At 48.4% G+C, this 23,322-nt stretch carries 29 protein-coding genes; 6 read left to right on the forward strand and 23 right to left on the reverse strand.

Annotation, left to right across the window (positions count from 1 at the left end; translation table 11 throughout):
* Together ACG2E4_RS14955 and ACG2E4_RS14960 are read left to right on the forward strand one after the other, a co-directional pair.
* A partial coding sequence (locus ACG2E4_RS14955) for a hypothetical protein (protein WP_395277039.1) occupies positions 1-201 on the forward strand: 201 nt, incomplete at its 5' end.
* Between the two features lie 10 nt (positions 202-211).
* On the forward strand, positions 212-1,396 hold the full coding sequence (locus ACG2E4_RS14960; protein ID WP_395277040.1) for a tyrosine-type recombinase/integrase: 1,185 nt from the start codon (positions 212-214) through the stop codon (positions 1,394-1,396).
* Positions 1,397-1,464: 68 nt separating this feature from the next.
* On the opposite strand, the gene ACG2E4_RS14965 is transcribed toward ACG2E4_RS14960, so the two are convergent.
* The gene (locus tag ACG2E4_RS14965) at positions 1,465-2,229 is read right to left on the reverse strand and encodes an SOS response-associated peptidase (RefSeq protein WP_395277041.1); all 765 of its coding nucleotides are present in this window, start codon (positions 2,227-2,229) and stop codon (positions 1,465-1,467) included.
* A gap of 83 nt (positions 2,230-2,312) precedes the next feature.
* On the opposite strand from ACG2E4_RS14965, the gene ACG2E4_RS14970 reads away from it, so the two are divergent.
* Entirely contained in the window at positions 2,313-2,645 is a 333-nt protein-coding gene (locus tag ACG2E4_RS14970) for a hypothetical protein (RefSeq protein WP_395277042.1), read from the forward strand.
* Between the two features lie 356 nt (positions 2,646-3,001).
* Here ACG2E4_RS14970 and ACG2E4_RS14975 read toward each other — a convergent pair whose 3' ends face one another.
* From ACG2E4_RS14975 to ACG2E4_RS15080, 22 genes are all read right to left on the reverse strand, one after another.
* Positions 3,002-3,424, reverse strand: coding sequence for a holin family protein (locus ACG2E4_RS14975; RefSeq protein ID WP_395277043.1), 423 nt, complete (start codon positions 3,422-3,424; stop codon positions 3,002-3,004).
* Between the two features lie 23 nt (positions 3,425-3,447).
* A complete protein-coding gene (locus ACG2E4_RS14980) occupies positions 3,448-3,927 on the reverse strand; it encodes a hypothetical protein (protein ID WP_395277044.1) in 480 nt (159 codons plus the stop codon).
* 4 nt (positions 3,928-3,931) lie between these two features.
* Positions 3,932-4,258 (reverse strand): hypothetical protein, encoded by a 327-nt coding sequence (locus tag ACG2E4_RS14985; protein ID WP_395277045.1) that lies wholly within the window; start codon positions 4,256-4,258, stop codon positions 3,932-3,934.
* Positions 4,259-4,311: 53 nt separating this feature from the next.
* On the reverse strand, positions 4,312-4,734 hold the full coding sequence (locus ACG2E4_RS14990; RefSeq protein WP_395277046.1) for a peptidoglycan-binding protein: 423 nt from the start codon (positions 4,732-4,734) through the stop codon (positions 4,312-4,314).
* A 6-nt stretch (positions 4,735-4,740) separates the two neighbouring features.
* Positions 4,741-5,655 carry a hypothetical protein gene (locus ACG2E4_RS14995; RefSeq protein WP_395277048.1) on the reverse strand — a complete coding sequence of 305 codons (915 nt, stop codon included), beginning with the start codon at positions 5,653-5,655 and terminating at the stop codon, positions 4,741-4,743.
* 3 nt (positions 5,656-5,658) lie between these two features.
* Positions 5,659-6,261, reverse strand: a complete 603-nt coding sequence (locus ACG2E4_RS15000) for a hypothetical protein (protein WP_395277049.1) — start codon at positions 6,259-6,261, stop codon at positions 5,659-5,661.
* A 5-nt stretch (positions 6,262-6,266) separates the two neighbouring features.
* Positions 6,267-6,839 (reverse strand): transglycosylase SLT domain-containing protein, encoded by a 573-nt coding sequence (locus tag ACG2E4_RS15005; protein WP_395277050.1) that lies wholly within the window; start codon positions 6,837-6,839, stop codon positions 6,267-6,269.
* Positions 6,839-8,290: a hypothetical protein gene (locus tag ACG2E4_RS15010; RefSeq protein WP_395277051.1), complete on the reverse strand. Its 1,452-nt coding sequence runs from the start codon at positions 8,288-8,290 to the stop codon at positions 6,839-6,841. The genes ACG2E4_RS15005 and ACG2E4_RS15010 overlap by 1 nt, the downstream gene beginning before the upstream one ends.
* Before the next feature lie 2 nt (positions 8,291-8,292).
* On the reverse strand, positions 8,293-8,862 hold the full coding sequence (locus tag ACG2E4_RS15015) for a hypothetical protein (RefSeq protein ID WP_395277052.1): 570 nt from the start codon (positions 8,860-8,862) through the stop codon (positions 8,293-8,295).
* Positions 8,859-9,269, reverse strand: coding sequence for a hypothetical protein (locus ACG2E4_RS15020; protein WP_395277053.1), 411 nt, complete (start codon positions 9,267-9,269; stop codon positions 8,859-8,861). Before ACG2E4_RS15020 ends, ACG2E4_RS15015 begins: the two co-directional genes overlap by 4 nt.
* A 16-nt stretch (positions 9,270-9,285) precedes the next feature.
* Entirely contained in the window at positions 9,286-10,035 is a 750-nt protein-coding gene (locus ACG2E4_RS15025) for a hypothetical protein (protein WP_395277054.1), read from the reverse strand.
* A complete protein-coding gene (locus ACG2E4_RS15030) occupies positions 9,965-10,777 on the reverse strand; it encodes a hypothetical protein (RefSeq protein WP_395277055.1) in 813 nt (270 codons plus the stop codon). The genes ACG2E4_RS15025 and ACG2E4_RS15030 overlap by 71 nt, the downstream gene beginning before the upstream one ends.
* A 93-nt stretch (positions 10,778-10,870) precedes the next feature.
* A complete protein-coding gene (locus ACG2E4_RS15035) occupies positions 10,871-11,410 on the reverse strand; it encodes a hypothetical protein (RefSeq protein WP_395277056.1) in 540 nt (179 codons plus the stop codon).
* A gap of 185 nt (positions 11,411-11,595) precedes the next feature.
* The gene (locus tag ACG2E4_RS15040; protein ID WP_395277057.1) at positions 11,596-15,738 is read right to left on the reverse strand and encodes a zincin-like metallopeptidase domain-containing protein; all 4,143 of its coding nucleotides are present in this window, start codon (positions 15,736-15,738) and stop codon (positions 11,596-11,598) included.
* A 2-nt stretch (positions 15,739-15,740) separates the two neighbouring features.
* Entirely contained in the window at positions 15,741-16,142 is a 402-nt protein-coding gene (locus ACG2E4_RS15045) for a hypothetical protein (RefSeq protein WP_395277058.1), read from the reverse strand.
* Positions 16,139-16,873, reverse strand: a complete 735-nt coding sequence (locus ACG2E4_RS15050; protein WP_395277059.1) for a hypothetical protein — start codon at positions 16,871-16,873, stop codon at positions 16,139-16,141. The genes ACG2E4_RS15045 and ACG2E4_RS15050 overlap by 4 nt, the downstream gene beginning before the upstream one ends.
* Entirely contained in the window at positions 16,873-17,151 is a 279-nt protein-coding gene (locus tag ACG2E4_RS15055; RefSeq protein ID WP_395277060.1) for a hypothetical protein, read from the reverse strand. The genes ACG2E4_RS15050 and ACG2E4_RS15055 overlap by 1 nt, the downstream gene beginning before the upstream one ends.
* Before the next feature lie 9 nt (positions 17,152-17,160).
* Positions 17,161-17,382, reverse strand: coding sequence for a hypothetical protein (locus ACG2E4_RS15060; RefSeq protein ID WP_395277061.1), 222 nt, complete (start codon positions 17,380-17,382; stop codon positions 17,161-17,163).
* Between the two features lie 12 nt (positions 17,383-17,394).
* Positions 17,395-18,051, reverse strand: a complete 657-nt coding sequence (locus ACG2E4_RS15065; RefSeq protein WP_395277062.1) for a hypothetical protein — start codon at positions 18,049-18,051, stop codon at positions 17,395-17,397.
* A gap of 9 nt (positions 18,052-18,060) precedes the next feature.
* A complete protein-coding gene (locus tag ACG2E4_RS15070) occupies positions 18,061-18,603 on the reverse strand; it encodes a hypothetical protein (protein ID WP_395277063.1) in 543 nt (180 codons plus the stop codon).
* Between the two features lie 55 nt (positions 18,604-18,658).
* Positions 18,659-19,447, reverse strand: a complete 789-nt coding sequence (locus ACG2E4_RS15075) for a transglutaminase family protein (RefSeq protein ID WP_395277064.1) — start codon at positions 19,445-19,447, stop codon at positions 18,659-18,661.
* Positions 19,448-20,833: a hypothetical protein gene (locus ACG2E4_RS15080; protein ID WP_395277065.1), complete on the reverse strand. Its 1,386-nt coding sequence runs from the start codon at positions 20,831-20,833 to the stop codon at positions 19,448-19,450.
* A 552-nt stretch (positions 20,834-21,385) separates the two neighbouring features.
* On the opposite strand from ACG2E4_RS15080, the gene ACG2E4_RS15085 reads away from it, so the two are divergent.
* From ACG2E4_RS15085 to ACG2E4_RS15095, 3 genes are all read left to right on the forward strand, one after another.
* Complete coding sequence (locus tag ACG2E4_RS15085) at positions 21,386-21,877, forward strand: hypothetical protein (RefSeq protein ID WP_395277066.1); 492 nt, start codon at positions 21,386-21,388, stop codon at positions 21,875-21,877.
* A gap of 141 nt (positions 21,878-22,018) precedes the next feature.
* Complete coding sequence (locus tag ACG2E4_RS15090) at positions 22,019-22,327, forward strand: hypothetical protein (RefSeq protein WP_395277067.1); 309 nt, start codon at positions 22,019-22,021, stop codon at positions 22,325-22,327.
* Positions 22,328-22,488: 161 nt separating this feature from the next.
* Positions 22,489-23,286, forward strand: coding sequence for a TIGR02391 family protein (locus tag ACG2E4_RS15095; protein ID WP_395277068.1), 798 nt, complete (start codon positions 22,489-22,491; stop codon positions 23,284-23,286).
* Positions 23,287-23,322: the final 36 nt, after the last annotated feature.

Here is a 23,322-nt window from a genome sequence, read left to right on the forward strand (position 1 = left end):
TCAGGCGTTTTAATGGCCTTTTTTTGTTTCTTTTCCGCGCACAACGAAGGAATAAAAAGGAACGGAAAGGAACAAAAAGGAACAGCCATTTCCTCTGCTTTCCCCCAATTTGGGTACAATTTTGGGTACAATTTGGGTACAATTTTAAGAACCCATAATCATGGCATCACTCAAAAAAAGAGGAAAGTACTATTACATTAAATTTTCGAAAATGATCGACGGAGAAGTTTTCGAGTCGACGAAAAGTTTAGGCATTCGTTATAAAGACAATGCTGAAAAAGCGTTACAACAACTCGAAGAACTGGAGGAACGGGGAGACATCGATCCATACAGCAAGTATTTTGAACCACAGAAGGTGCTCGAAAACCTCAATAAAAAGAAACAACCGGTTCCGGTACATACCGTCAGAGAGGCGGCCGATTATTTTTACGAGTTGAAAAGTCATTTATCTAATAAAACGGTCCGTAATGACCAGAAACGACGCGTCCACAAACAAGGGGCCTATGAACAAGCGGTGGAGCATTTCATTAAATTGAATGATATAGAAGATCTACCGATTCAACAGGTAGGTTTATATCATTTTGAGAAAGTCATATTTAAACCTGGAATAAAGAGTACGACCCGACATTTTTACTACCGGCAGTTGCGGGTTTTTTGGAATACGCTAAAGGACAGAGAAATTGTACAGGAAGATTACTTCGAGATTCTGAGAAAAAACCTACCACCGAAGAAATCCAGCGTAATTCCAAAAATGATATCGGATGAAGAATTAATGCAGGTATTTGAGGCTTTCGATAAAGAAGTGGAACGGAAAAAGAAACTTCCGGAGTATTGTCCCTACTTTTCCCAGCAGTGGTTTAAGCCTCTTATTTGCTGCTACTTTTATGGGGGATTGCGAAGAAACGAGGCAGGTTATGATCCCGAATTGTCTTATTCAGGTCTGAAAGGTGAAAATTTATACTATGAGGACGGAGAACTGGCTGCAATTTACCTGGGAATTACCAAGGGAAGGAAAGAGCGTATCATCCCGATGAAAACATTCTGGCGAGATCAAATGAAAACCTATCTGGAGATAAGAGGACCAGTTAAACCAGACGAATACGTTTTTGTCTACCTGGGGGGAAGCAAGAAAGGGTGGCCAGTTACCGGGGATCGTGCCTACCGCGAATTCAAAAGGTATCTCAAGAAAGCAAATTTACCAAGTACACGAACGTTGCATGGTATGCGGCATGAGCGAATCACCCAATGGATTGAGGACGGGTTTAATACATCAGAAGCTCAATACATGGCTGGACATTCATCCAGTAATGTGACCAACCGTTATACTCATTTGAGGGCGAAAAATTTGTTGCGTAAACAGCGGGAAATAGAAAAGCGAAAACGGGGAAATGATTAAGCTTTTGATAAAACACTTGGTGTACTACGGATGGTTTGAAATACAACAAACCATATGAAACCTCCTTTTTAAAATAAATTGCCTTGTTCTGATATATCTACCGGATTCTCAACCGGCTCAATAAGTTCCGGGCCATTGCCACCGTAATCCAGAGATTTAGTTACTTGCCAGGCCTCCATATCGTCATCGGGCCAAGGCTCAAAAATACCAGACTCAAAATAATCTTCTGGTTTATTCGGGTCATTCAACCAAAAATCATAATCCTCACGTGCCAATATCAAAGGTGTTCGCGGCTTTTTATTATGGATTCTCTTGATAATTTTATTTGGACTGGTTGTTATAATTGAAAAGCTTTTAATGGCTTCCCCGGTTTCTTTATTTGTCCATTCATCCCATATACCGGCAAACCCAAATACAGGTCTGCTTTTCAAGTGGAAATAAAACGGAATAGAATCGCTGGGCTTCCTCCCTCCTGGTTGCTCTATTTCAGTGTGGAATTTATGTGGTTCATAGAAACCATTGGCTGGGATGATACACCGGCGACTCTTGAAACATGGTTTCCATAATCCGCTTTCCAACAGTTTGTCATCACGAGCGTTGAAAAACCGATACTGATTTTTTTGCTTGTCTTCTGCTTTACCCCAGTTAGGCATCATACCAAACTCAAAAAGTTCTATTTTACGTCCGTCCGAATCCTTAAATACCACTGGAGCTGGCATTGTCGGGGCTACTTTATAAGTATCAGGGAATTCAATCTCAATCTGATCTGGATCAATATTGAATTCCTCTTCAATATAATGTTTCACACCGTGTGCGTCATAATAAATACACATATCAGATCTGGTTATATTCAATTTGTGTTAAGTAACTCTTTATTATATTTCTGTGCAACCATCAATAATAAAATGGTTATGTAATGGACCAAGAATGGGTAAATAAATCTATTACAGAACGAGTTGAGTGGTATAATAACGAACTAAATAGCCTGTTTGATTATCTCTCCGGTAAAGAGCCGTATGAAGATCTGGAAATGATTAATACCAGTTCAGAGATCCTTAAAAATATCAAAGAACGGATGAAAATGGATATAACATCTACTTTGGCCCCCAAAAATGATACTACAAATACGATCTCTTATTACCAGTTAATTTGGGATGCCTATCAGTTAATGCCCAACAATGAAGAGTCCCGTAAGAAGTGGTTTGAAAAGCTGGATAGGGCCAACGAAATTATTTTAAAAATTAGCTAATTGCTCATGACAATGCTTCAACAAGATATTCGCATTATTTATCACGAATGCATGAAATATCCCCGTACCTTCAGGGTCCGGTTTGAAAAGAAAATATGCACTCTTATGCGCATAGCTTACTACAGAAAATATAACTACAACCCTAATAAAATAATGGATGACCTTCGAATTATTGGCGATGAGTGTAAAGAGAGAGGATTATCTACAAAAAACTATTTAACCTTGGTTACCCGATACTGCCTTGCTGCCCATCGACGATTACACAACTATCAGAAACTCAACAAAGAAACACTACTACTGGAATTTGACTTGCCCGATAATAAAATACCATTTCCAGCCAATAACTAGAATAGCTTCTATTTTGCAAATTTTTCCATAATCTTTTTCTTATCGAAGCTGCGTCCCCCTACGTACCCTAAATAGCCGGTTCCAAACAGCCACCAGAGTTCATTTGGAAGTGCACCCAAATAGGTTTTAATACCCTCATTAATAGCCTGACCCAGTTCGGGATTAACAGCTGTTAGCACACCCATTGGAATAGAAAAAAGAAGTAGTACGTAAAACACATATAAGAAGGAAGGTCGTGCGCGACTGGTCCACGGGTCGGTGCTTCTTGCTTCAGCTAATATAGCGGACATTTGTATTTCAAGCTCTTTCAACTGACCCTGTTGTTCAAGCTCCATTAATTTCACTTTGGCTTCTCTGGCCTCCGCTTTGTCAGGAAATAATTTATCTATAATTCCAAGTCCGAATTTTGCTACAGCATTTATCGGTTCCATACTGGCTGTAAATTAATTTTAAATCATGGTTCTACGATAAAAATATGGTCCAATCCAGTGGCTCGGATATCTTGGTGTACCCAAGTCGGTGCAAATTCACCATTTTCAATCGTAGTAAGACCGGCATTTAGCCAAGACTCTGGATCTTGATTTATTACATCGCGTACTACATCAGCAGGAATTTTCTCCCCATTAACACCACGTTTATACTGGCAATCCAATGCTCGACCAAATTTGTGTTGACTTAACGACGAACCGATCTGACAGTCGAATGGTCGTAGCCCACTGAGCTTTCGCTCACCTCCCCATTTGTAATTGTTTATTATAACTTTTATCTCTTCTCCAAAATGGGCACTCAAGTAATCTTTATTGAACTGGGCAAGCGTAATAATACGATGATCAAGTAACTGCAAGCAACGATGAGAACCGTGATTTTCCAATAGTTTGGGGGGAACTAGCTCCTCAATTACAAAGTTTGGTGCGCCATAATGTGATAAGTCCATAATTCTATCGTTTTTGGTTGAGCTTTTCTATGGCTTCCCGATAGGACTTTTCAAGATCCTGTAAATCCATTTCGTGAAATTCCGGTGGTGATATATCATACTGTTGAAGCGATTGGGCATACAGTGACCAATACCGTATTTTCCAGATGGTAACCTCCTCCTCCAGGTGTTTTGTCCGTGCTTCAACTACTTTCAGGCGATCCAGGATATCAGCGCGAAATTGAATGCGATCATCCGTATCGGTTCGGTCGGTTGACCTAATCCAGTTAAACAGCCCCGTAATTAATGCGCCTATACATGCAGCTATTACTCCAACTATCTCTGTACTCATTCGTTTAATCCTATTTGGATTCAAAAAGATTGATATCATCATCCCAATAATCATCAGCGACCATTCTTTTTATGGAGTGTAAAGCCAATGCCTACCAAAAGAGCTGCTCCTCCGGCCCCATACATCAGCTTTTCGGTGGGTGAAAGGCGTCGCCACCAGTCCATAGCGACAGCAGGGAGGGCTTTTATCCTGCCTATTACACTGCTCTTCGGTTGTGCCGGTACGGTTGATATCTCATCGAGAGCGGCCCAGGTGTTGGGGCCTACGATCCCGTCAACGGCCAATCCTTCCCGGGCCTGAAATTCCATGACAGCGGCCCTGGTATCCGGACCGTATTTGCCGCACGGTTTCAAGGCCAGCTTGCGCTGTACTGTTTTCACATCCTCTCCCTGCATATGCGGGATCGTTAGACGCAACATGCGACGGGTATCGGACAGTAGATTAATATCTGTTGAATGCTGAGTCAGGTATTCCATACCAAATTATCTGTTTAGTAGCAGCAATAATGCTACACCGCCGAGCCCCCACCCCCACGTGGGGATCCGCTTTAGCGTTGACGATACCGTTGCAGATTTGCTGTCCGGTGAGGCCGTAGAGCTGCTATCAGTTGCGGTTGTATTGGCTTGACTGGGGCCGGTTGGACTTGCACTTCGGTTGTCTGGACGGTTTGCATTGTCTGCCGCGCTCGTTTTCGCGGGGCGCCGAGGAGGCGGTTTTTTAATAACAAAGGCGGAACTCCCCGTTTTGTTACGTTCTAACTCTTTAAGCTTCTCGGGATGGTCCTGGAGCCACTCTTTCAGGTTTTGTTCGCTTTCAAAATACCGGGTTTGCCCTTTGTCATTTATGTGGATCCGCTTATACAACCGCACATACTTGAGCATATCATCCAATGTGAAACTGCTCTTCTTTTTTTTAAGCCGGTTCCGTTCGGCTTCTGAAAAGCGCTTTACCACCAAATAATTGTCGTCTTTGTACTTTGCGGGCTGTATGAGGGCAGCGATACCCGGATTCTTGGCTAGCCAATCACCAGCTGAAGCTCCGCTGTTTAGTGTCACCCGGTCATTTCCATCATCTATATACAGTCGATTGTGATCCATCGTCTTGAGTAACAAATCAACTTCCTGCCGGGTCGCCGGTCGGCCCTGCATTTGTTCGATGCGCTCAATTCCTTTTCGTACATCTTTTATCTGGTTGATCTTGACTTTCTGATCACGCTGATACCGCATCCAGGCCTGCTTCTCTTTCTCTGAGAGCTGATTCCATTCCTTCCCCGTCATCGTGGGCTCTTCCGGAAGTTCCGGATAATACGCGGGGTCATCCTTCAGGTATGAATCCGGAATAGAAACTGCTCCCAGCCCCGCATGTTGCGTCGATACTTGTCCTAATAATGTGCCCATTTCCTACCTGTTTAATGCTGCAATTAACAGTAAAAGCGTTGCTCCCCCACCCACCGTGTAGTACACCGCCGGGTCAACAGCTTTCAATCTACTTTTAAGCTCGTCAACAATATTGCCGCCGGTTTCGGGTTGGACCGGTTTTTCGTTGGACTGCTCAGGATCCGGCTGATCAGTTGTAATCGTGACCTCCTGTTCCGGGCTTGGCGGGGGACCTTCATCGGAGGGTGGCGGGGGAATATTTCGATGGTCCAGCTTCATGCCCCCTGACCCTTCAGGATCGCCAGATGATCCACCTGAGCTATCGCTGCCCTTGCCCGCGGATTCATCGTTGGACTCTTCTGAATCCGGATCGGAAGTGGTAATCGTCAGTTTCGGTTCCGGACCTGGTGGCGGCCCCTCATCGGTTGGCGGCGGGGGGATATTTCGATGGTCCAGCCGTCTGCCTGCCGACCCGGAGGAGCCACCTGATCGATCATTCCTGTCGCTTTTGGACCTGCCATCGCCGCGGGAAATTCGTACCGGTTCAAACGTTCTAAGACGGGCTCTTGTCCTGCTTGTCATTCCCAATTCCGATTGTTGTTGCTGTGCACCTAATAAGTTACCCATGATCGTTATCCTTGGTTCGTAGATACAATTTGAGAATACAGATAGCCCATCCCACCCATCAGTACCAGCATAGCGGGAATCAACGATTGGGCCTTGTCGAGTCCGAGACTGAGCTCCTTTTTTATCATCTCTGCACGTGCCAGCACATCCCGGCTGTAATCGCCCCCGGTGGTGTAGAAATCGGGATCTATCCCCCGGACGCGGGCGGTATACACGGCATCCGGACCGGCATTGTATGCCGAAAGGGCCTCCTTAATGCTGCCAAACCGGTCGCGCAATTCACTTAGAAACCGGGCACCGTATTGAATCATTTGCTCATGATCGTTCGGGGCTGTAATGGTTGCAAAATGGTGATACCGGTCATCAATTTGCATAATGCCCTTACCGTGCCCATCCCGACCGGTAAAGCCATTATTCCGGTAGTAGCGGTCGGTGCCCATCCCGGTCTCGCGGGAGGCCACGGCCAACAGCACTTCCAGCGGAACCTTCCACCGGCGGGCCGCCCGTCGGAATACCGGGAGTAGTCCGCCTTCCCTGGCCGCCGCCAGCTGGTTCGCTATGTTGGCGGGACTGGCCATCACACAATGATTTCAATGGTGTATTCAATTTGGGCAAACTCCCCGGCAGCGATTGTGATCTGATCGGTGGATTTCAAGGCAGTTCGGGCAATGCAGGCAGAATACATACCATTCGAATGGGCATTGTTTTCTCGATTATTGCCAAACAGGGCAATCTCTCCAATGGTTATGGAATTGCCGGTTCGGTTCTCTACAATACGATTCACCTTAAAGTAGGCTTTGTTGCTTGCGGTATCCCGGACTACTTCCTCAACGTTCATTCCGTAATACCACAGCTGCCCGGCTCCATCCCCATGGGCAATCGGGCCTTTGCAGTCGGTATCGGTCATCGAAACGTAGGTGTTATCGGTTCCAACTCGTATGCCAAAATCATAGGCTTTGCCGGTCTGTGAGGCTGCATCCCCACCCATGTGTCCTGAAGGCACAGCCATATTGAACACAAATCCTTGTGTGTTGTTACCACCTACTGCCATGCTTCGTATATCATACATGAAATTTTGTATAAAGCCACCGTTGGTGCCATCTGTCTCGGTGTCTTGGGTATCGGGGGACAGTTGAATTACCAGCTCATAATCAACGGTGAGCGTTTTACCGGCTGGAATCGTTACTGACGAACCCAAGGTGTCTCGTACCATCAGTAAGCCGGGGAAATTTACCCCTTCAAAATCGCCATTGTTGTTATAATCACTGCCCTGTGAAGTGATTCCAATTTCGCTTACCGTTATATCGGTCGTCCCTTGATTAGTAAAAGGCTTGGAAATAGTGAACCGACTGCTGGGCTTGTCGGTTACTATGGCACTAATGCTACGTGATCCATGCGAGAGCTGACCGTCGTTACTCCCATGCGGTATACGGTCTTTCAGGTAGTAGTCGTTCACATGAGTAGCATCTGAATTTGCGCCTACTATAACCTGCCAATGCTGCAATAACTCTCCCCAATATTCCCCGTCGTTCCCCATCCGCATAGGATACCAGTCTCGAAAGCCCATAACATGGGCTTTTCCTCCACTCGTATAGGCTCCATTACCGGCAACCGGGTTGCCATCCAAATCGTAAAGCTTTAACTGGTCGCTATCCACCTTGACGCCAGTAAAGTATCCGTTGGCAGCAGTATTGCCCTGAACGCCCCAAATCCAGATTATGTCCTCGTTGTCCTGCCAATTGGTAAGGAAATCAGTTTCGGTAAGGTTGACCTCAATAGGGCTTGCGTTGCTGGCATTGTCAATGCCGGTGGGTGGCTCGGTGATGCCATAAGCATTGTGGGGTGCCATCGGCTTTGGAACATTTACGTAACCTCCATGAAACAGGGCTTGAAGCAGGTGAGGGAAGTTCCCAACAAAGCTGTCACACTTGAAGCGTTGCAGCTCCTGCCCATCCATCTTGATTGAGGCGTACAGGTCGAGTCCTTGCAGTTCTTTGCCAACGGTTAAGGTATTTTGAAGCTTCTTCATGGTCATGCTACTGTCGTATTAATATTGGTTTCAAAAGTGGTTGTTTGATTGGCAGTGCCACCGGTGGGGATCAGGGGTTTGGTGGCATCGTGCACCAGGGTTACCTCCGCGCTGCCTTCGGGGGTGGCGTTGGCATGGGGATCAGAGCTGGGCCCGGAAACCGTCGCAAAAGAGCTTTTGGTCGGTTGGACCTGTTGAATGGCTGCCTGCAGCCTGGCCCCCTCCGAACTGGTGGCAAGTTTCGAGGTCACATACACGCTGTAGACCGGGCTTACCAGCTCCTTACCCGCCCGATTTTGGCTGCGAACGCGAAAGTAGTGGGTGGTATCCACGTAGGTCTGTGGAAAGTAGACCTCGTGCATGATCGTGTAGATTCGTTGCCCCTGGTCATCAATAGGAATGGACGTTTGGTTGGGAACCGTATCATCCTCAATGCCGTAATCGATCTGCTCGGTCGCGGGCTCTCCGGAGGACCAGCTGACGAGCAATGAACCATCTTTGATCATGGCCGAAACCACATAGAGGTCGAACCCCAGAGTATTGCCGCCCGATGGAGGATAAAACCGGCTCATACCGCTACCTCCTTGCTGAGCTCCGTGATCATCGCCCTGCTGTCGGCCGGGGCTCCTTGTTCCCAAACACCCCAAAGCTCCCCTTTATAGGTTTCAAGCAAGGTATCCTGGTCCAAAATCAGGTGATCGTTTCCGGGTATGTAAAAGCTGTAGAAAGTCTCCCCGACCTGGACCTCATCGTTGCTTAATGCCAAATAGAGCGCCGATCCGCTGTTGTTATGGATGACCAGCCCCACGCGGTTGGCGTTACGCTGGACAAACCGCTGCGGGTCGTTGTTGCCAATCGTAATGGGGACGATCAGAGAGGTGACCTCCCCGCCGGCCCCGGTTTGCCGGCTCAGTAGCTGCTGGATGGTTTTCAGCTGGTCCAGCTGCTGGCACAGGATCTGGTATTTTGCATTCGTCATATCCTACTCCTTTGGGTTAGATTCGATAGCATTCGGCGAGGAAGCTCACCTGGTGAGCACTGGCCCCGCTGTTGGTCACAAACAGATCGAAGGGGGTGTGCGCCTGCAGGGTCCGCGGCAGGATGATATCCTTGTCACGGAACTCATCGTTGAGCTGCTGCAGAAACACTTCGGGTTTAATGCGGGTCCTCCCCTGGCGAATAGACAGGCGTATTTCGCTATCGGTGCCGGTCGTGCTGGCGGCCATGCGGTACAGGCGCAGCTTGTAGGCCGGGAGGTTCACCGAAAACCGCTGCTGCCCAACGCCTGCATTGATCGTTTCGGTGATGTAGACAAATTCCGGCTCGGGGAATTTGACTCCATTCGCCCTGTAGGAAGCTTGTTTCTTGTGCAGGTGTGCGCTGTCATACCCCACCAGCGAAAAATTTACCTGGTGATCGGAAGAATCGTTGTTGGTGAGCGTGACGATCACTTCCGTACCGCGCTCTATAACGATAGCACCGCGGAGCGATCGCGCTAAAAACAGGTTCCGCAAGGTCTCCAGTTGTACGTCTTCAAATCGTTTGTCCCGGCCGTTGTTAAAGGCCACCGTTGCGGTAATCTGTGACAGGCCACTGCCGCCCGGCAGCATCCGGTTTACGCCGTAGGCATTGCCGTTCAGGCCGGTAAATATCAGGGTGTTTGTTTTCCCTGATTCAATCGTAATAGTCTTGGAGGGCGTGTAATATTGTGCCTGCTGTAAAAGCTGTTCTAACTGGGTATTCATGATATTCGTCGTCGGTTATTAAATGAATCGCAGGAATAAAACCTGCCTGCCAGATGCACGCTGGCAGGCAGGCCGAAAGGATGGCAAGCGGGCTTAGCCGTTCGCACTGCGGAATGCGTTGCGGTAGCGGTTCAGCTGCTGATCGTCTACCTGCGCCAGGGTGAACTGGGCGGTAATTCGCCAGACGGCCGGGGGTATAGTCGGCCGCGCTGGGCAGCTTCGACCCATCGTTGAAGACGATATCAAAGGTGAACGACTCGTTTTTGGTCAGGTAAAACAGGTCGGGCACGCGACGGGGGCCGGTCGCCTCTACTGTTACCATCGTACGGGAAAGCACGCTGGGTGCGGTTGCCCCGTCATTGGTGATGGCAATCTGCCCGCGGGATTGCGAGAAGTTCATGTAGTCGCTGACCGGCTGCAGGATGCGCTCGGTGCGGCCGCCGTTGGTCTCGACCAGTACGGTGGCATCTTTCAGGATATTGGCAATTTCCACCGGGTTCACCTTACCGGCATCGTCTTCCAGGATGATGTGGGAGGTCAGGTTCAGCGAAAGGTCAAGCACAATGTGGTTGTGATTGCCCTGGAATGGGTTTTTCACATAGTTTCGCTGCGATTCATCCCGGGTGGGCTGGGGAGGGAACAGCGAAAGCTTTGAGGTGGCCCCGTCAATTTCACGGGTATCAAAGCGTTTAATAATTTCTACGTCGGAAGGTAATGCTGGAATATTCTTGTACTTAGACATAGGGAGTTCCTCTTCGTCTAGTTGTGTGTTTCGGTTAACTCCCAACAGCCAACCGAATCAACTCCACGTCTAAGTAGTATTACATGCTTCGGGTTAAGCGGCCCACGCCTCCCCGCCTTCGAAGGATTCCGAAAAATCAGAATCTTGCAGCAGGTGCGATTCGCCCGTGGCAAATCCACCGCCACTTTCCGGCAGAGCTGGTGAGGCCATCTTGCCTTGGTCAATATTGGCCTTGGCCACCCTGTTCCCCTCTTTGTCATACAGATAGCCGTCGGGTTTCAGGATTAGGTCCATCTCCCCGACCGTGGCACCGTCAGACATCCCGCCGGGGGCTACGCCCTCAATCAGTTTGTCGGAAAGTCCGTTGGCGCTAGCCAGGACCATACCACCGGCAACACCTTGCCAGATGGCACTGTTCTTGTCGGCATACATCGATACACCAATACCGGCAACGCCGGGCCCGATAATCATCAACCATTCTCTGGCCCATTGCGGGAGGTTGACCGGAATCTGTTTTAACAGATACTGGGCCCCTTTAACGGTACCGGTTGCTGCGAGCGCGGCCAGTCCAAATTCGGTGAACAGGTTCTTGCCCGTATCTACAAAATCATCTGCTGCGTTCTTTCGTGACATAAATCGTCCTTTTTTGTCTCGTTTGCGTTTAAATTTTCCCATTTTCCTGCTGGATTTAGTTGGATTTTGGACCACTAATTCCGCCGGATTGTCGACCGTGTCAACATCCTCCGGAGCTGGGTTTTTCGCATACACTTTCATGCGATCTCCTGTTAAAAGGTTTTTATTGGTTCGCTTCGACGTTCTTAGTTCAACAATCCGCGGCCATTCCAATCAATGTTGCCCACAATCAAGATATCGCCCTTCACAACCGCCGGTCGCTTGCCAGCATCAAATTCATGTACGTAGTGGTTTATTTTTCCTTCTTCGTCGCCGGGCTGGATCACTTTATCAGAGGCATACCAGATTTTTTGAGCTGTCCCGACCGGGTGCGCGGGTTTATCGGCGGGCCAGTCGATCTCAAAATCAGTCTCGTCGGCCTCGTAGTTATGCCATTCCTCGTATCCGGCCACAGCCGCCTCGGACTCTACCATGTTAGCCACTTCGCGCACGCGATATTCGGGTACGACAAACAGTTTATCCTCACTGACAAATGTGGGAAACGCCCCTTGTAACCCTTTGGTTCTGCGGCCATCATCAATGGTAATTTTTTCGGTGGTACCGATATAGATCAGCGGCTCATCGGGGTTATCCCGCACCTGCTCAAACAGGGAAAGAGTAGGCGTTTCCTGCCGATCCGGGACAAATCGTTTCACGTCGGCCGCAATATTTTCTTTGCGTCCCGTGCGGGTGTTTTTGATGATAAAATCGTCGCCTTTGGTGCCGATAACTTCAAATTTATCAGTATCGTAGAAATCCCGGATAATGTCGCCGGTTTCAAATTCCGATACGGGCAACAGTGTTACTTGATCACCGCTGGGATTAATTCGCATTCGTTTTACAAACGCATCTTCAAATGCTTGCGGCGGGGAAACCTTATCGATGGGATTAAACAGATCCTCTTTGCCGTTTACTTTCCACTGGTACATGCGGAACCCGTCGCGAATACCTTTCTGGGTCGTCTGATCCAGCAGGAATTGGGCCAGTTGGGCTTCCTGCTCGGTAAAACGGTCGGTATTGGCACCGGTAAAGGCGTCGGATTGATTCATAAAATCGTCAACGGTATCGATGCCGTCGGTACGTTGCACCTGGGCAACAATCTCAACGGCTTTTTGAATCGTTGGCGCGATATCGGCCTCGGTATCAATAAAGGGGATGATATTCCCGTAACTGCGTTCCAGTCCGGCTTTTTGGGTATGCTTTAGATTCATAAAGTGCTGCAACGCCTGTTTGTTTTCTTCGGAATCAAACACGAGCCCTGCAAATACCGACCGCAAAAAGTCTTTGCCCTCACTGGTAAGGCCATTATCCTCGACAAGTCCCTGCCGGTCTACATCGTTGATCTGATCTAAAATGCGCATTCCCACATCGTCGATCACCTCACCGATTGTTTCACCGGATGAATCATTAATCAGGTTGCCAATCGCTTGTTTTCGATCTTTCGGCAGGTTCCGGATATAGGCTTTGCCCTGGTCAACCTTGCTCATTTTGGCCTGGGAGGTATCAACGACATTGCCAAGCTCAATGGCCCGATCTTCGGAAACATCCAGCACGCGAACCAGTACCGGTTGCTTGAAATTCTTTATTTCGGGTTTAGATAAGCCCCAATTACCGGCATGATCTATCAAATACTGCTTATATTTTTTGGCGTTTTGGGGATGCTCGTCGTAGGCAATTTTTAGCGCAATGCCTCGGCCGTTGCCCTGAATTACCTGTCCGTCGGGCAGCACGGTTGAAGCACCGTTGAACGCTAAATTCCCCTTTGTTATAGACGTCGGATTCAGGTTTTGTGCGATAAATTTCGGCTGGTTGCACAACGCATCTAAGCTGCGATCCCGCGGCTGTCCCTTGCTTATTTTATGCTTGCTGTTGGGACTGCAATCTTTGTTGTGGGACGGGATCACGTCTGCCACTTCCATAATTGCATAATAGCCTTGCTCCTGGATGGAGCCGTCCGCCTTAAAATCAACCGTGGTTTCGTTGCCTAATACAAAATTACCTTTGGGCTTGGATGTGTTGGATTCATTGCTACCGGAATCCTTCTCAGATGTATTGGATTCGTTACCGGTAGATGCTACATCGGCCGCCTGTCGTTTCCCATCTGAGAACTCACCGGCAATCTCTTTGGCAACGTCAAGGCGATAGGCTGTTTTCTTGGCAGCCCAAAACGGTTGTTTCCCGTTGGGGGTGTAGAAAAAGAACCCCGCTTTTTTCAGCTTGTCGCGTACCGTTTGGGGTGGTGCATCGGAAAAACGAATCTCAATACCGTCTTTTTTATCGTTGGTTTTGGCATTGGTGGTAACCAAACATTTGGTATCGGTTTCGGGATTGGTGCGCTGAACTTTTACATCAGCTCGATACGCCGGTACCCCGTCGGCATCCCGATCCAAAATATAGTCGGCGGCCTCCTGGGACCGGCTGGCCGCACGGAAAAAGAACTTGTTATGCTCTTTCATAGCTTCAACAAGTCGCTCGTTCCAGCTTTTAAGATAGGCTGCGCTTTGCTCCCGTGTTTTAAACAGGATTCCGGCCTCGGCTGACAAGTAAGCAGCACCCATTTCCGCAACCAATTCTTCAAAAGCGTATTTCTCATCTCCAAACTGTTTCCCGAACTCCCGATCCAGGCGGCTTTTATGACCGGTAGAATGGATAGATTCGTGAAACAGGGTAGAATAGTAGTATTGCGGTTCATCATACGAGCCAAACTTCGGCATGTTGATAAAGTCCTTTCTGCGATTGTAATAGGGCTTTTGCTCATCATGCCTTAATTCGGGCTTGTTGGGATAGCTCTGAAATATTTGCTCCGCAATGTCGATTTTATGTTCATCGGATAATTTTTCTGCATCAAAATCGCCGCCAAAGTCGATTCCTTCGATATCCTCACCGTTGAATACCGAATAGTATTTAACGATGGGTATAACCGACTGGTCAGCGATTTCCTCTGCGGTAAAAACGCCGCCGTACTGGCCACCGGCCTCTTTCATCAGATTGATTTGACTGCTATGATCGTTTAGCCAATCGATAAATTTATCCCGATCATAGGTGCCAAACTCCAATGTGGGATCGTCCTGCTCATATTTATAAAGCAGGGTAAAAAAGAACGCCTTTTGTGCTACGGCTCCCTTTTTAACTTTCCCGCCCAATTCTTCTACCTGGTTAAAGGTCAAGTAATAGGGATTCTTAAAAGACCCTTCGACTAATTTCTTTTTGCCCTCGATGCGGATCCACTTAAAGAAATTGAGCATAACCCAATTGATACCGCGATACGGTTTTTTGGAAGCAAAATTGGTAGCCATCCCGTGATCAAAGCCGGTACCATATCGTTTTTGCCAGGGCAATGTTTCGTTTTCTTCAATAACCGAAATAATGCTGTCGGTGATCATATCGTAGATATCGTCCGGCTCAACGCCGCGGTTTTCCCGCAATACCTCATCGGGATTTTCGATATACTCAATACCATATAAGAGATCTTCGTCGGCGGGATTGAGACGCCTGTTAGGTTCCGGTCGATCCGAACCATACTCAGGCGTATCCCATATTTCTTTTGCTTTTTCAGCTTTACGGGGATAATTCTTTTTAAGCCATTTTTTAAACCGGCCAAAATCGGAGCTCCCGTATGTATCACCTCGGAAATGCTCTTTTATTACCAAATTGTCATGCCGTTCATCAGAATTGGTTTCGGCCTTATCGGGATTCTCTCGTTTCCCCCGCTCAAAAACCACCTCCATCGAGCGCGGTGTTTCCTCAAAACGATTTTTTTCGGTTTCGGCCACCCCGTCGCACACCTTGATCTCGATATCCGGCATGTGCACCATCATCGTATTACCTTTATAATTGCCGTCTTTGGTAGCATGGAGGATATACCAAAGCATCACATTTTGATCTTTGCACCAATCATGGAAAGCTTCAAATTCTGCTAACTTCACATATCCCATGCTGGCCGAATCCAATACCACAAATTTCGACTTGCTGTATTTGACGGCGGCTTTCAGATCCTCAAGTCCTTCAAAATCAGTCACCATTAAATCGGGATGTTCAGCGCCCAGCCGTTTTATTTTACCTTGCATCGAAGGCCCCGGACCTTCCTCACTGCTGCAGTAAATCCCTTTGCCCAACTCGTTGGCAAGTACGTATGCAAGGTCAACGGCCATCGTGGATTTTCCACTTCCTTTCGGTCCCCAAATAGCGCCGGAGACGTCCATAGGAATCTTACCTAACATTGGCCCATAGGGGGCGGGTAGTGTTATACCCGTGAATTTTTTTTCTGCAAGTTCAGCGGTACTAATCATGGTTAGCTATTCCTGTAATTTTTAATGGCTAATATGGATCCTGCCGCTATAATAGTACCGGCGATTAATCCAGGTACATTATGTTTGATCAGATCACCAAGTTTTTCTTCCAGCCTCGGGCCGCTGTCGTTGATTATCCGTTCGATATCCACCTGGTCGAAATACCGGTCAATTTCCACCTCGCCCTGGCGATAGGCCTCACGCAACCGGCCGCTGTCCTTCGCATAATCGGCCCAAATCAGGGTATTGGTAATCAGCTGCCCGCGGTTCCCTTCGCTGAGCCGGTCCGCCTGACGCGCGATCCAGCTTAAAAACCCATCCTCTCCCCACGGCCGGTCGGCAAGGGGAATGGTCTCCTCTGAAATAATTTCCGCTTCTTCTATCTCACCTAACGAGTGATTCATCCTGTCAGCTTCTTTTTAAGGGTTGTGGGTGCCACGGCGTCCATCTTGGTAGAGACAAACCGCTTGATCGCATCGCCATTTTTCCAGACCAGGTAGGCGGCCAGGCTCACCCCTACCAGCATGGTTACGCTTCCGACCGTGCTGCGCAGATTGCTAAACAGCGGATTTTGAAAACTTTTGAATACCGATTCCGGTTCGGTGATCACGCCTGCCTTATACAGCTCATCCTGGGAGGCATTGAACCGCATCGGCTCCGATTGGGCGACCATTTCAACCTCTCCGTTTTTAACCCTCTGCAGCGTGGTGCGGTCCTCAAACAACTCCTGCGTGCCGCCTTTGTAGATCTCAAACCGTACCCAGTCGGTTGGTCCCGCCCGAAACTCCGGGCTGAACGTGAGCGTAGCCTCCCCCCGACAGCCGCGGAAGGCATCGGTACGCACAAAAGAGGATCCCAATATCTTGTCCTGGTGCTGGTATAGCCCGCGGGCCACCACAAACGCATCGAGGCAGGCAAAGGGCGTGCGCCAGAAATCGCCCCCGGAGCGGAAGGTTTGCACCTCTATTTTTACCGAAAACGGCACGCCCCGGGGTGGCTGCCCCTGCTTGGGAAATCGCTCAAGGATATTTACGGTGGCAAAATCGCTGTTAATCACATCAGCAAGGCCACCGGATCGCCGTTCAGCGTCCGCCAGCGTGGGAGCCCCCACATATCCTGTACGTGCTTGATTCATTATTCGAGTGCTTTTCCTATGAGATAGATAGCTGTGATCGTCCCACCGGTATACAGTCCATATCGCTTGATCCTTTCCCAGGGAATACCGGCCAGGGGATCCTGCTCGGCCGTCGGAGTCGTGCTGGTATCGGGCCTCGCTTCGGCGGTGTCTTTACCAAGGCTTTTGACGGCCCCGAAAATGGTTTCCACCGCGTTTTGGAACTTCTCCTCGCTTACTTTCCCGCCGCCAATCGGCTCAAGGTCGATAATCCGGACGTCTTCGGTTGGTTGCTGCATAGCTGGGGCTTATTGGTTTCGTCTTCCAAGGACATAGATGCCGAAAAGTCCGGCAGCGGCCCACGGGAGCCAATCCTTGTTGGCCTGGGCCCACGAGCGAACGGCCCCTATTACCGACAGGTTCTCACCGGCTTTCAGCTTCTCGCACGGTGTCTTGCTCTGGCTGCCAGCATCGCCGTCGGAAAGTAAATTCGTGTTTGCGGGTATGGGATCTTTTTGATCTAAATACATGGTAGTAGCTGATTAATTTGATAATGCGGCGGCTGTACCCAACGCAAGCAAGGTGAGCCCGCCAAGGGTTATATAACTCATGTTCCTGGACATCCCGGGGATAAGGCCCTGGGATACAGGCGTCTGCTGATCCTGCTGGCCCGATGGTTGCGTATCGGTTTGGGCCCCTGTTTGGCCAGGCGATTGGTCATTGGGTGGTTGAGACTGCTGCCCGTTTTGCCCGCCCGTTTGACCGGAGGCGGGCAGCGAACCGTTGGGGTCGGCCGGTTCTGTAGCGGGACTGCCATCGTTTTTTGTAATCGATGCCTGGTACTGCTGCTTGAATTCCTGGTATTTGTTTTTCTGATACGCCCGCACTTTTTCTTGCAGCCATCCTTCAATGCGATCGAGAAATCGCTGGTGCTGTGGGGCTACATTTTTGTGCTTGCAATCTTTCCCACCCCGGTGAAACCGGGCCATTGCCGCCGGGGTTGGCGAAATGCGACTGGTACTTGTCCCGGTAGAACGGATGAACTCGGCCCGTTCGGCCCGGGTCGTATATTTCTCCAATGCTTCGCGCAATCGTTTCTCGGTTTGCATCTTGGTAAAACTGCAATCACCACCCCCGAAAATAAATCCAAGGGTATGTTCTGATTCCGCTTGATTCTGATATCCTAGCAGGTTTCCCATGAGAGCCCCTTAATTTTTAATAAACTTGTTATACCCGGCATAAGCAGCGGTGCCCACACCAAGCGCCCCAATACCATATAGCACATATTTCAGCGGAGGAGCCAGGCTGGCCGTTGCCACGCTCATGTTGGCCGGTAGCCCGGACCCGGAATGGGGGTGTGACGGTTCCAGCTCCCCGCGGCGTTGCGCGATACGTTTGGGCAACTGGTTTAAAAATTGCCGGTCGCCCGGCGATACGTTCTTATGCTTGCAATCTTTCCCACCTACAAAGAAATGGGCCATATCTTTCGGAGTCGGGGAGATGCTTGATTCGGCCACACCGACAAGTTCCTGCCGGTCGCTGTAGTTCAGGTACTGCGCAATCTGTTGCTCCATCTGTTGGCGTTTCTGCCGATCAGAGCCCGAACAACTGCTGCCGCCAAAAATTTTGGGAATAATGCTCGTTGCAGCCGTCGTAGCGGCGGTGATAGTTCCCGGTTCAATCCCCAGTCCGGCCTCCTGGAGTCGATCTCCAACATCCAGAGGTTCTTGCTGTCCAATTAAAGCGCCCATAATGTGTCGGTTTGGTTATAAATTTCTGCGTTCCCAACAGATCACCGTCAACACACTACATTGACCGGTTTCGGCATCGCCACCAGGAAAGTGCCAGGGCCCCGGCCAGTAATACAACCCCGGTTAATTTCCAATATGTTATTCCGGGGATACCGGAAAGCCCGTCCCCCGAGCACCGGCACCCGTGTAAGGAATCATGTAGTGGATCCCCCAACGGAATGGTCCTGGAGGCAAATATCTGGTGGTCTTTCAGCCCGTCCCCCGCCTGGGTGTGCAGGGTCGGGTCAAACGGCTTCCATTGCCCGTCTGCTTTATATTCCAGGTACACGTGCGAATAGGCGTTCGGTTTGCCTGGATCGGCCTTCACTACTTTGAACCGCGTGGGGATGCCGATACTGCTTAACAGGGTGGCCGCGGCAATACTTTGGTCATCACAATCTCCATATCCGTATTTCAAGCCCTCTCTTTTTTCCAATGTTCTGATCGGGGACTGCAGCCACTCGATATCGTGGGGATCCCGAACGTAGGCTACATTCTTTTTCATCCACTGGTACACGGCATCCGCAATATTGTGGAAATTTCGTCGGTCCGGCAGCCCCGTCCGTATATCTCTGGGAGTACCTGCCGTTATTTTAACCGCCCAATCCCGAATTTTGGGATGGCCCTTGTATTTCTCAACCATCTCCCTCATACGTTCCAACACCCCATTTAATCCCGGATAGGGCAACCGCTCCAATGTTGGGGAGTTCGCGGGCCGTACGCTCCCGGTCCCTCCCGCTAGTCGTGGCGTTGACCGCTGACTGTTGGGATGTTCTGTAGTATGTTGTTGAGCTAACAGGGGCATCTATGATTCTTTCAGTTTCTGCTTGAATACATCGAGGATCTTCACTAAAAACTCTCTTTGCGGCTTGGTCACCGTAATATCATATTTGCTGATTAGCAGGTTAGCTGCCGCTTCGGCGGGTACAAACTTCAGGTTGCTGGCCGCCCCGTCGAACTGCTCAAGAATCGGTTTGATCGTTGCGGCGGCTTTTTCGGCTGTAATGGAATTAGAAATAGCAAATTCCACCAACTGTTTGGAAATGCCGATCCACATGCCAGGCTGAATTTCCATGCCGTTGGATTCAAGGTGCTTAACGCCCTGTAGCACCATGTTCCCCAATTGCTCTGCGGCGGGCTGGCCGTGCAACATCGACGAGGCCGCATTCTGTATTACCTGGGATGAAAACTGTTGTAACATATGCTGCATTTGATTCGGGGTAGATTGTTGGTTGGGTTCTTCGGGGGAAGGGTCTTGTTCTTCGGCGGGCGGGCGGGGTTGCCGAGAGGGTTGCTCCTGTGGAGACTGTTGAGGATTGACTCTTCCGTTGAGGGCCGCCGGTTGCCCCTGTTGCGGCATCGTTCCGCCAAACAACTTATTCATAAGGGGTGCCAGCATCTTCACCGTGTCGGGATCTTTGGCGGCCTCTTTGATCGTATCGACCAGGCTAAAGCTTTTGTCTGCATCGGCGTACTTGAGTTCCTGCTGGAGCTCAAAGTTTTCGAATTTCAGGTCCTGCATCCGGTCCTTGAGGCGGTCGATCTCGGCCTGTAGTTCCTGCCTGAGAGTGCGCTTGCGGCGTTCGGTCTGCCGATCCAGCTCGGCCAGCTCCTCGGTCAGCTCCCGGACCCGGGCCGATTTGCGGTCCAGCTCGGCCTGCATATTCCGGTTACGATCCTCCAGCAGCCGAATGATCTCCTCGTAGGCCTCGGCCGTCTTTTGCTGGGTACGCTCGGCCATCGGGTCCGGTCGGCCCACTTCGGCTGGTGGGGAGGAAGCGGGCTCGGGCTCCTTCTCTACGGTAAAGGACAGGTTCAGGTGCCGCTCGTCCTGGGTGGTCAGCCGCAGCTCATACTCCCCGGCCCCGTATTTGCGTTCCACATCTTCAATACAGATCGGGTTCCGCTTCGGGATATCCCGGACTTTGCGATAGTGGGCCCCTTTAAGCTTCATGAGCGTGCCGTAAAAGGGATAGTTTTCATAGATCCGCTCAGCGCTCAGGGCCAGCTCCTGGTGCTCGGTGGGATCGACCAGCTCGGACTCATCGAGATACTGCAGGTTGGTTACTGGACCGGACCGGGCCGCCCGTTCGGTGTGGGTTCCGGCCTCGGAGAAGCGCCTGATCGTGGGATTGGGTTCTTCCGTCCGCCCGGAAATGCCGTTTTGTGTGGTAGCTGCCTGGGGGCCCATTCGAAGTACCTGTGGGGTTGCGATTACATGATAACACCTCGAATCTATTTCCCGGTGGGGATACCTTCAACCGGTGCGGACAGCTGCGGAAGGATCTGGCATGATTCCGGAAGGATTTGACACGCCTGTGAACACCTGTGACACAGCTGTGGACGGTGGTGACAGGCTTGCGGACCCATGTGAACACCTGTGGTACCGGTGTGGACTAAAAACAGCTTGAAATTATTGGGGTAATCAATTATTTAAGCTCTACAATATGAACAAGATAAAGGGAGTCGTATGATACAACAGGCTATTCTTGTGTTTAATACCTGGATGTTAATCACCGCACTGATTGTGGCTCTGGTGGTCTACCTGTGGAAAAAAGAAGTATTTCAGTTGGGTAGGTAGGCTGTTATGCAGTAGTGTTATGTCAACTGGAGTTGATATAACACGCTGTAATAACGTGTCAAACAGCGAATAACGAATTTACACGACCCTGATAATCTGTAGCGATAATATTAATATAGGGTAGGCTTGTTTTTATAATTATAAGTTATACCTTTTTTCAAAATGGACCATCAAACAAAAAGTGATATTGAGAGTAATTTCAGGAGAATTGATAAAATCCTGGGCTCTAACATTTTCCATCCATCAAATTCACAGAATCCTTTATTTCAGTCTGCTTTGATAGAATTACTTATTAGAGTTAGAGATTTGATGGCCAAGTCAAGGATCCATGCTGAACGTGTGGATTTTGAAGACGATATAATACAAACTGATAATATTGATGATGTTACAGATTTGATAACATTTATTAGAAATGCTGTTTGCCATATTGACTCTGACAATCATAATCTGGATGAGATAAATGCTAGACTTAGTTTTAATGCCATGTTTGGAAAAGGCTCATTTGCTAAAATCGGTGATGTTGAATTAAAGTCAGATTATGATGATGATGTTTGTTTCTTCTTTGGTGCACAAAAAGTTTATCTAAATCGACATTTAGTTAGAGCTTATAAAGAAGCAAAACAGAATCTTATACCAGAAATGAAAAAGGTATAACCAGCGCATTAAGCGGACAGGCCTCGCCGATTCTTGCCACCCTCTCTTTTTATAGTTAACCTATCATTTTGTAATTAATTCGACACTCCGACGCCTGCAGCTTATGCGCAATGTCGTTATACCAACATATCAAATTATTAGATGTCGTTTCTAGAGCTTTTTGAATTACAAGCTTATTTAGGTAGCCCCGTATTTATTTTTGCTGCCATAATTCTGGTCTTTTACTTAAAAAAAGCCAGTCAGGTAAACTTCTCTTCCATAGCTTTTGTAATATTGTGTTTAATAATTGGCAGCATCTTTCTAGGAGTTGCAGTTTGGGGAAATTGGCCATTCGAAAATTTGGACGTCATGATATTGGAGTTTATCAATTTACCTGCTTTAATAGCTTGTATTATAAATGTTCCACTTTGCATCTGGCTATTTTCAAATAAGGAGAAAAAGTTGGTATAACCACGGCATCAAGCGGACGCAACTCGCCCCGGCCTTGCTTGATTTAAAGTTTTAAGCTACAATGTAATTCATCAACAATTTCGGGGAACGCATTGCGCCGCTTATCCCGTAGGCCGTTAGGTACCTTGGCAAATTTTAAATTCATCTATTGATAAAAATTAATGTCAAACTCTATACCATACCTTACATCAGGGCAAACAGAACAGATAGCAAAAATTTTAGGTGACACCGAAGAAGGCCTAACGGGAAGCCAAATTGGTCAATTACTAAGCCAAGCTCGTATAAAAGATGTTGATCCAAAGAATACAAAATGGAAAAGGCTTTTTAATGCATTCGCAAATTGTCAAAACAAAGCTGGCAACAGCACCTGTGTTTTCAATTTTATTCATTATGCACTTGAACCATCAAGATATGTAGGGCGAAAGGACGTATTTAAAAAAAGACAGGAAGAAATTAATAATGTTCTTGCCTTTGTAGGCTTTCGATTTTCGGACAATGGAAAGTTTGTCAGAACTTCAAAAGCAAAATCTTTATCAGAGGCCGAGAAAAGAGCAAGTCAACTTCGTGAAAAACTTCAAGATCGAGATGTACATAAAGATGTCCTGAAATTTTGTAAAGCTGAATTATTAGAGGATAACTATTTTCATGCTGTTCTTGAAGCAACCAAGAGTATTGCTTCAAAGTTGAGAGAAAAATCAGGTCTTGATCTTGATGGGAGTAAGTTAGTTGATGCGACTTTAGGTAGTTCATCACCAATAGTCCTAATAAATAGCTTTCAAACCAAGTCTGAAAAAAGTGAACAAAAGGGATTTCTAAATCTAGTTAAAGGGCTATTCGGGACATTCAGAAACCCTACAGCACATGAAGCAAGAATAGAATGGGCTATGGATGAAGCCGATGCTTTAGATCTGTTAGTTACTGCATCCTATGTTCATCGTAGAATTGATAATTCAAACTAAAATCCAAAGGTACCTAACCTGCGCATTAACTCGGAC

The organism is Halalkalibaculum sp. DA384, from assembly GCF_043951955.1.
Lineage (GTDB): Bacteria > Bacteroidota > Rhodothermia > Balneolales > Balneolaceae > JAMQKA01.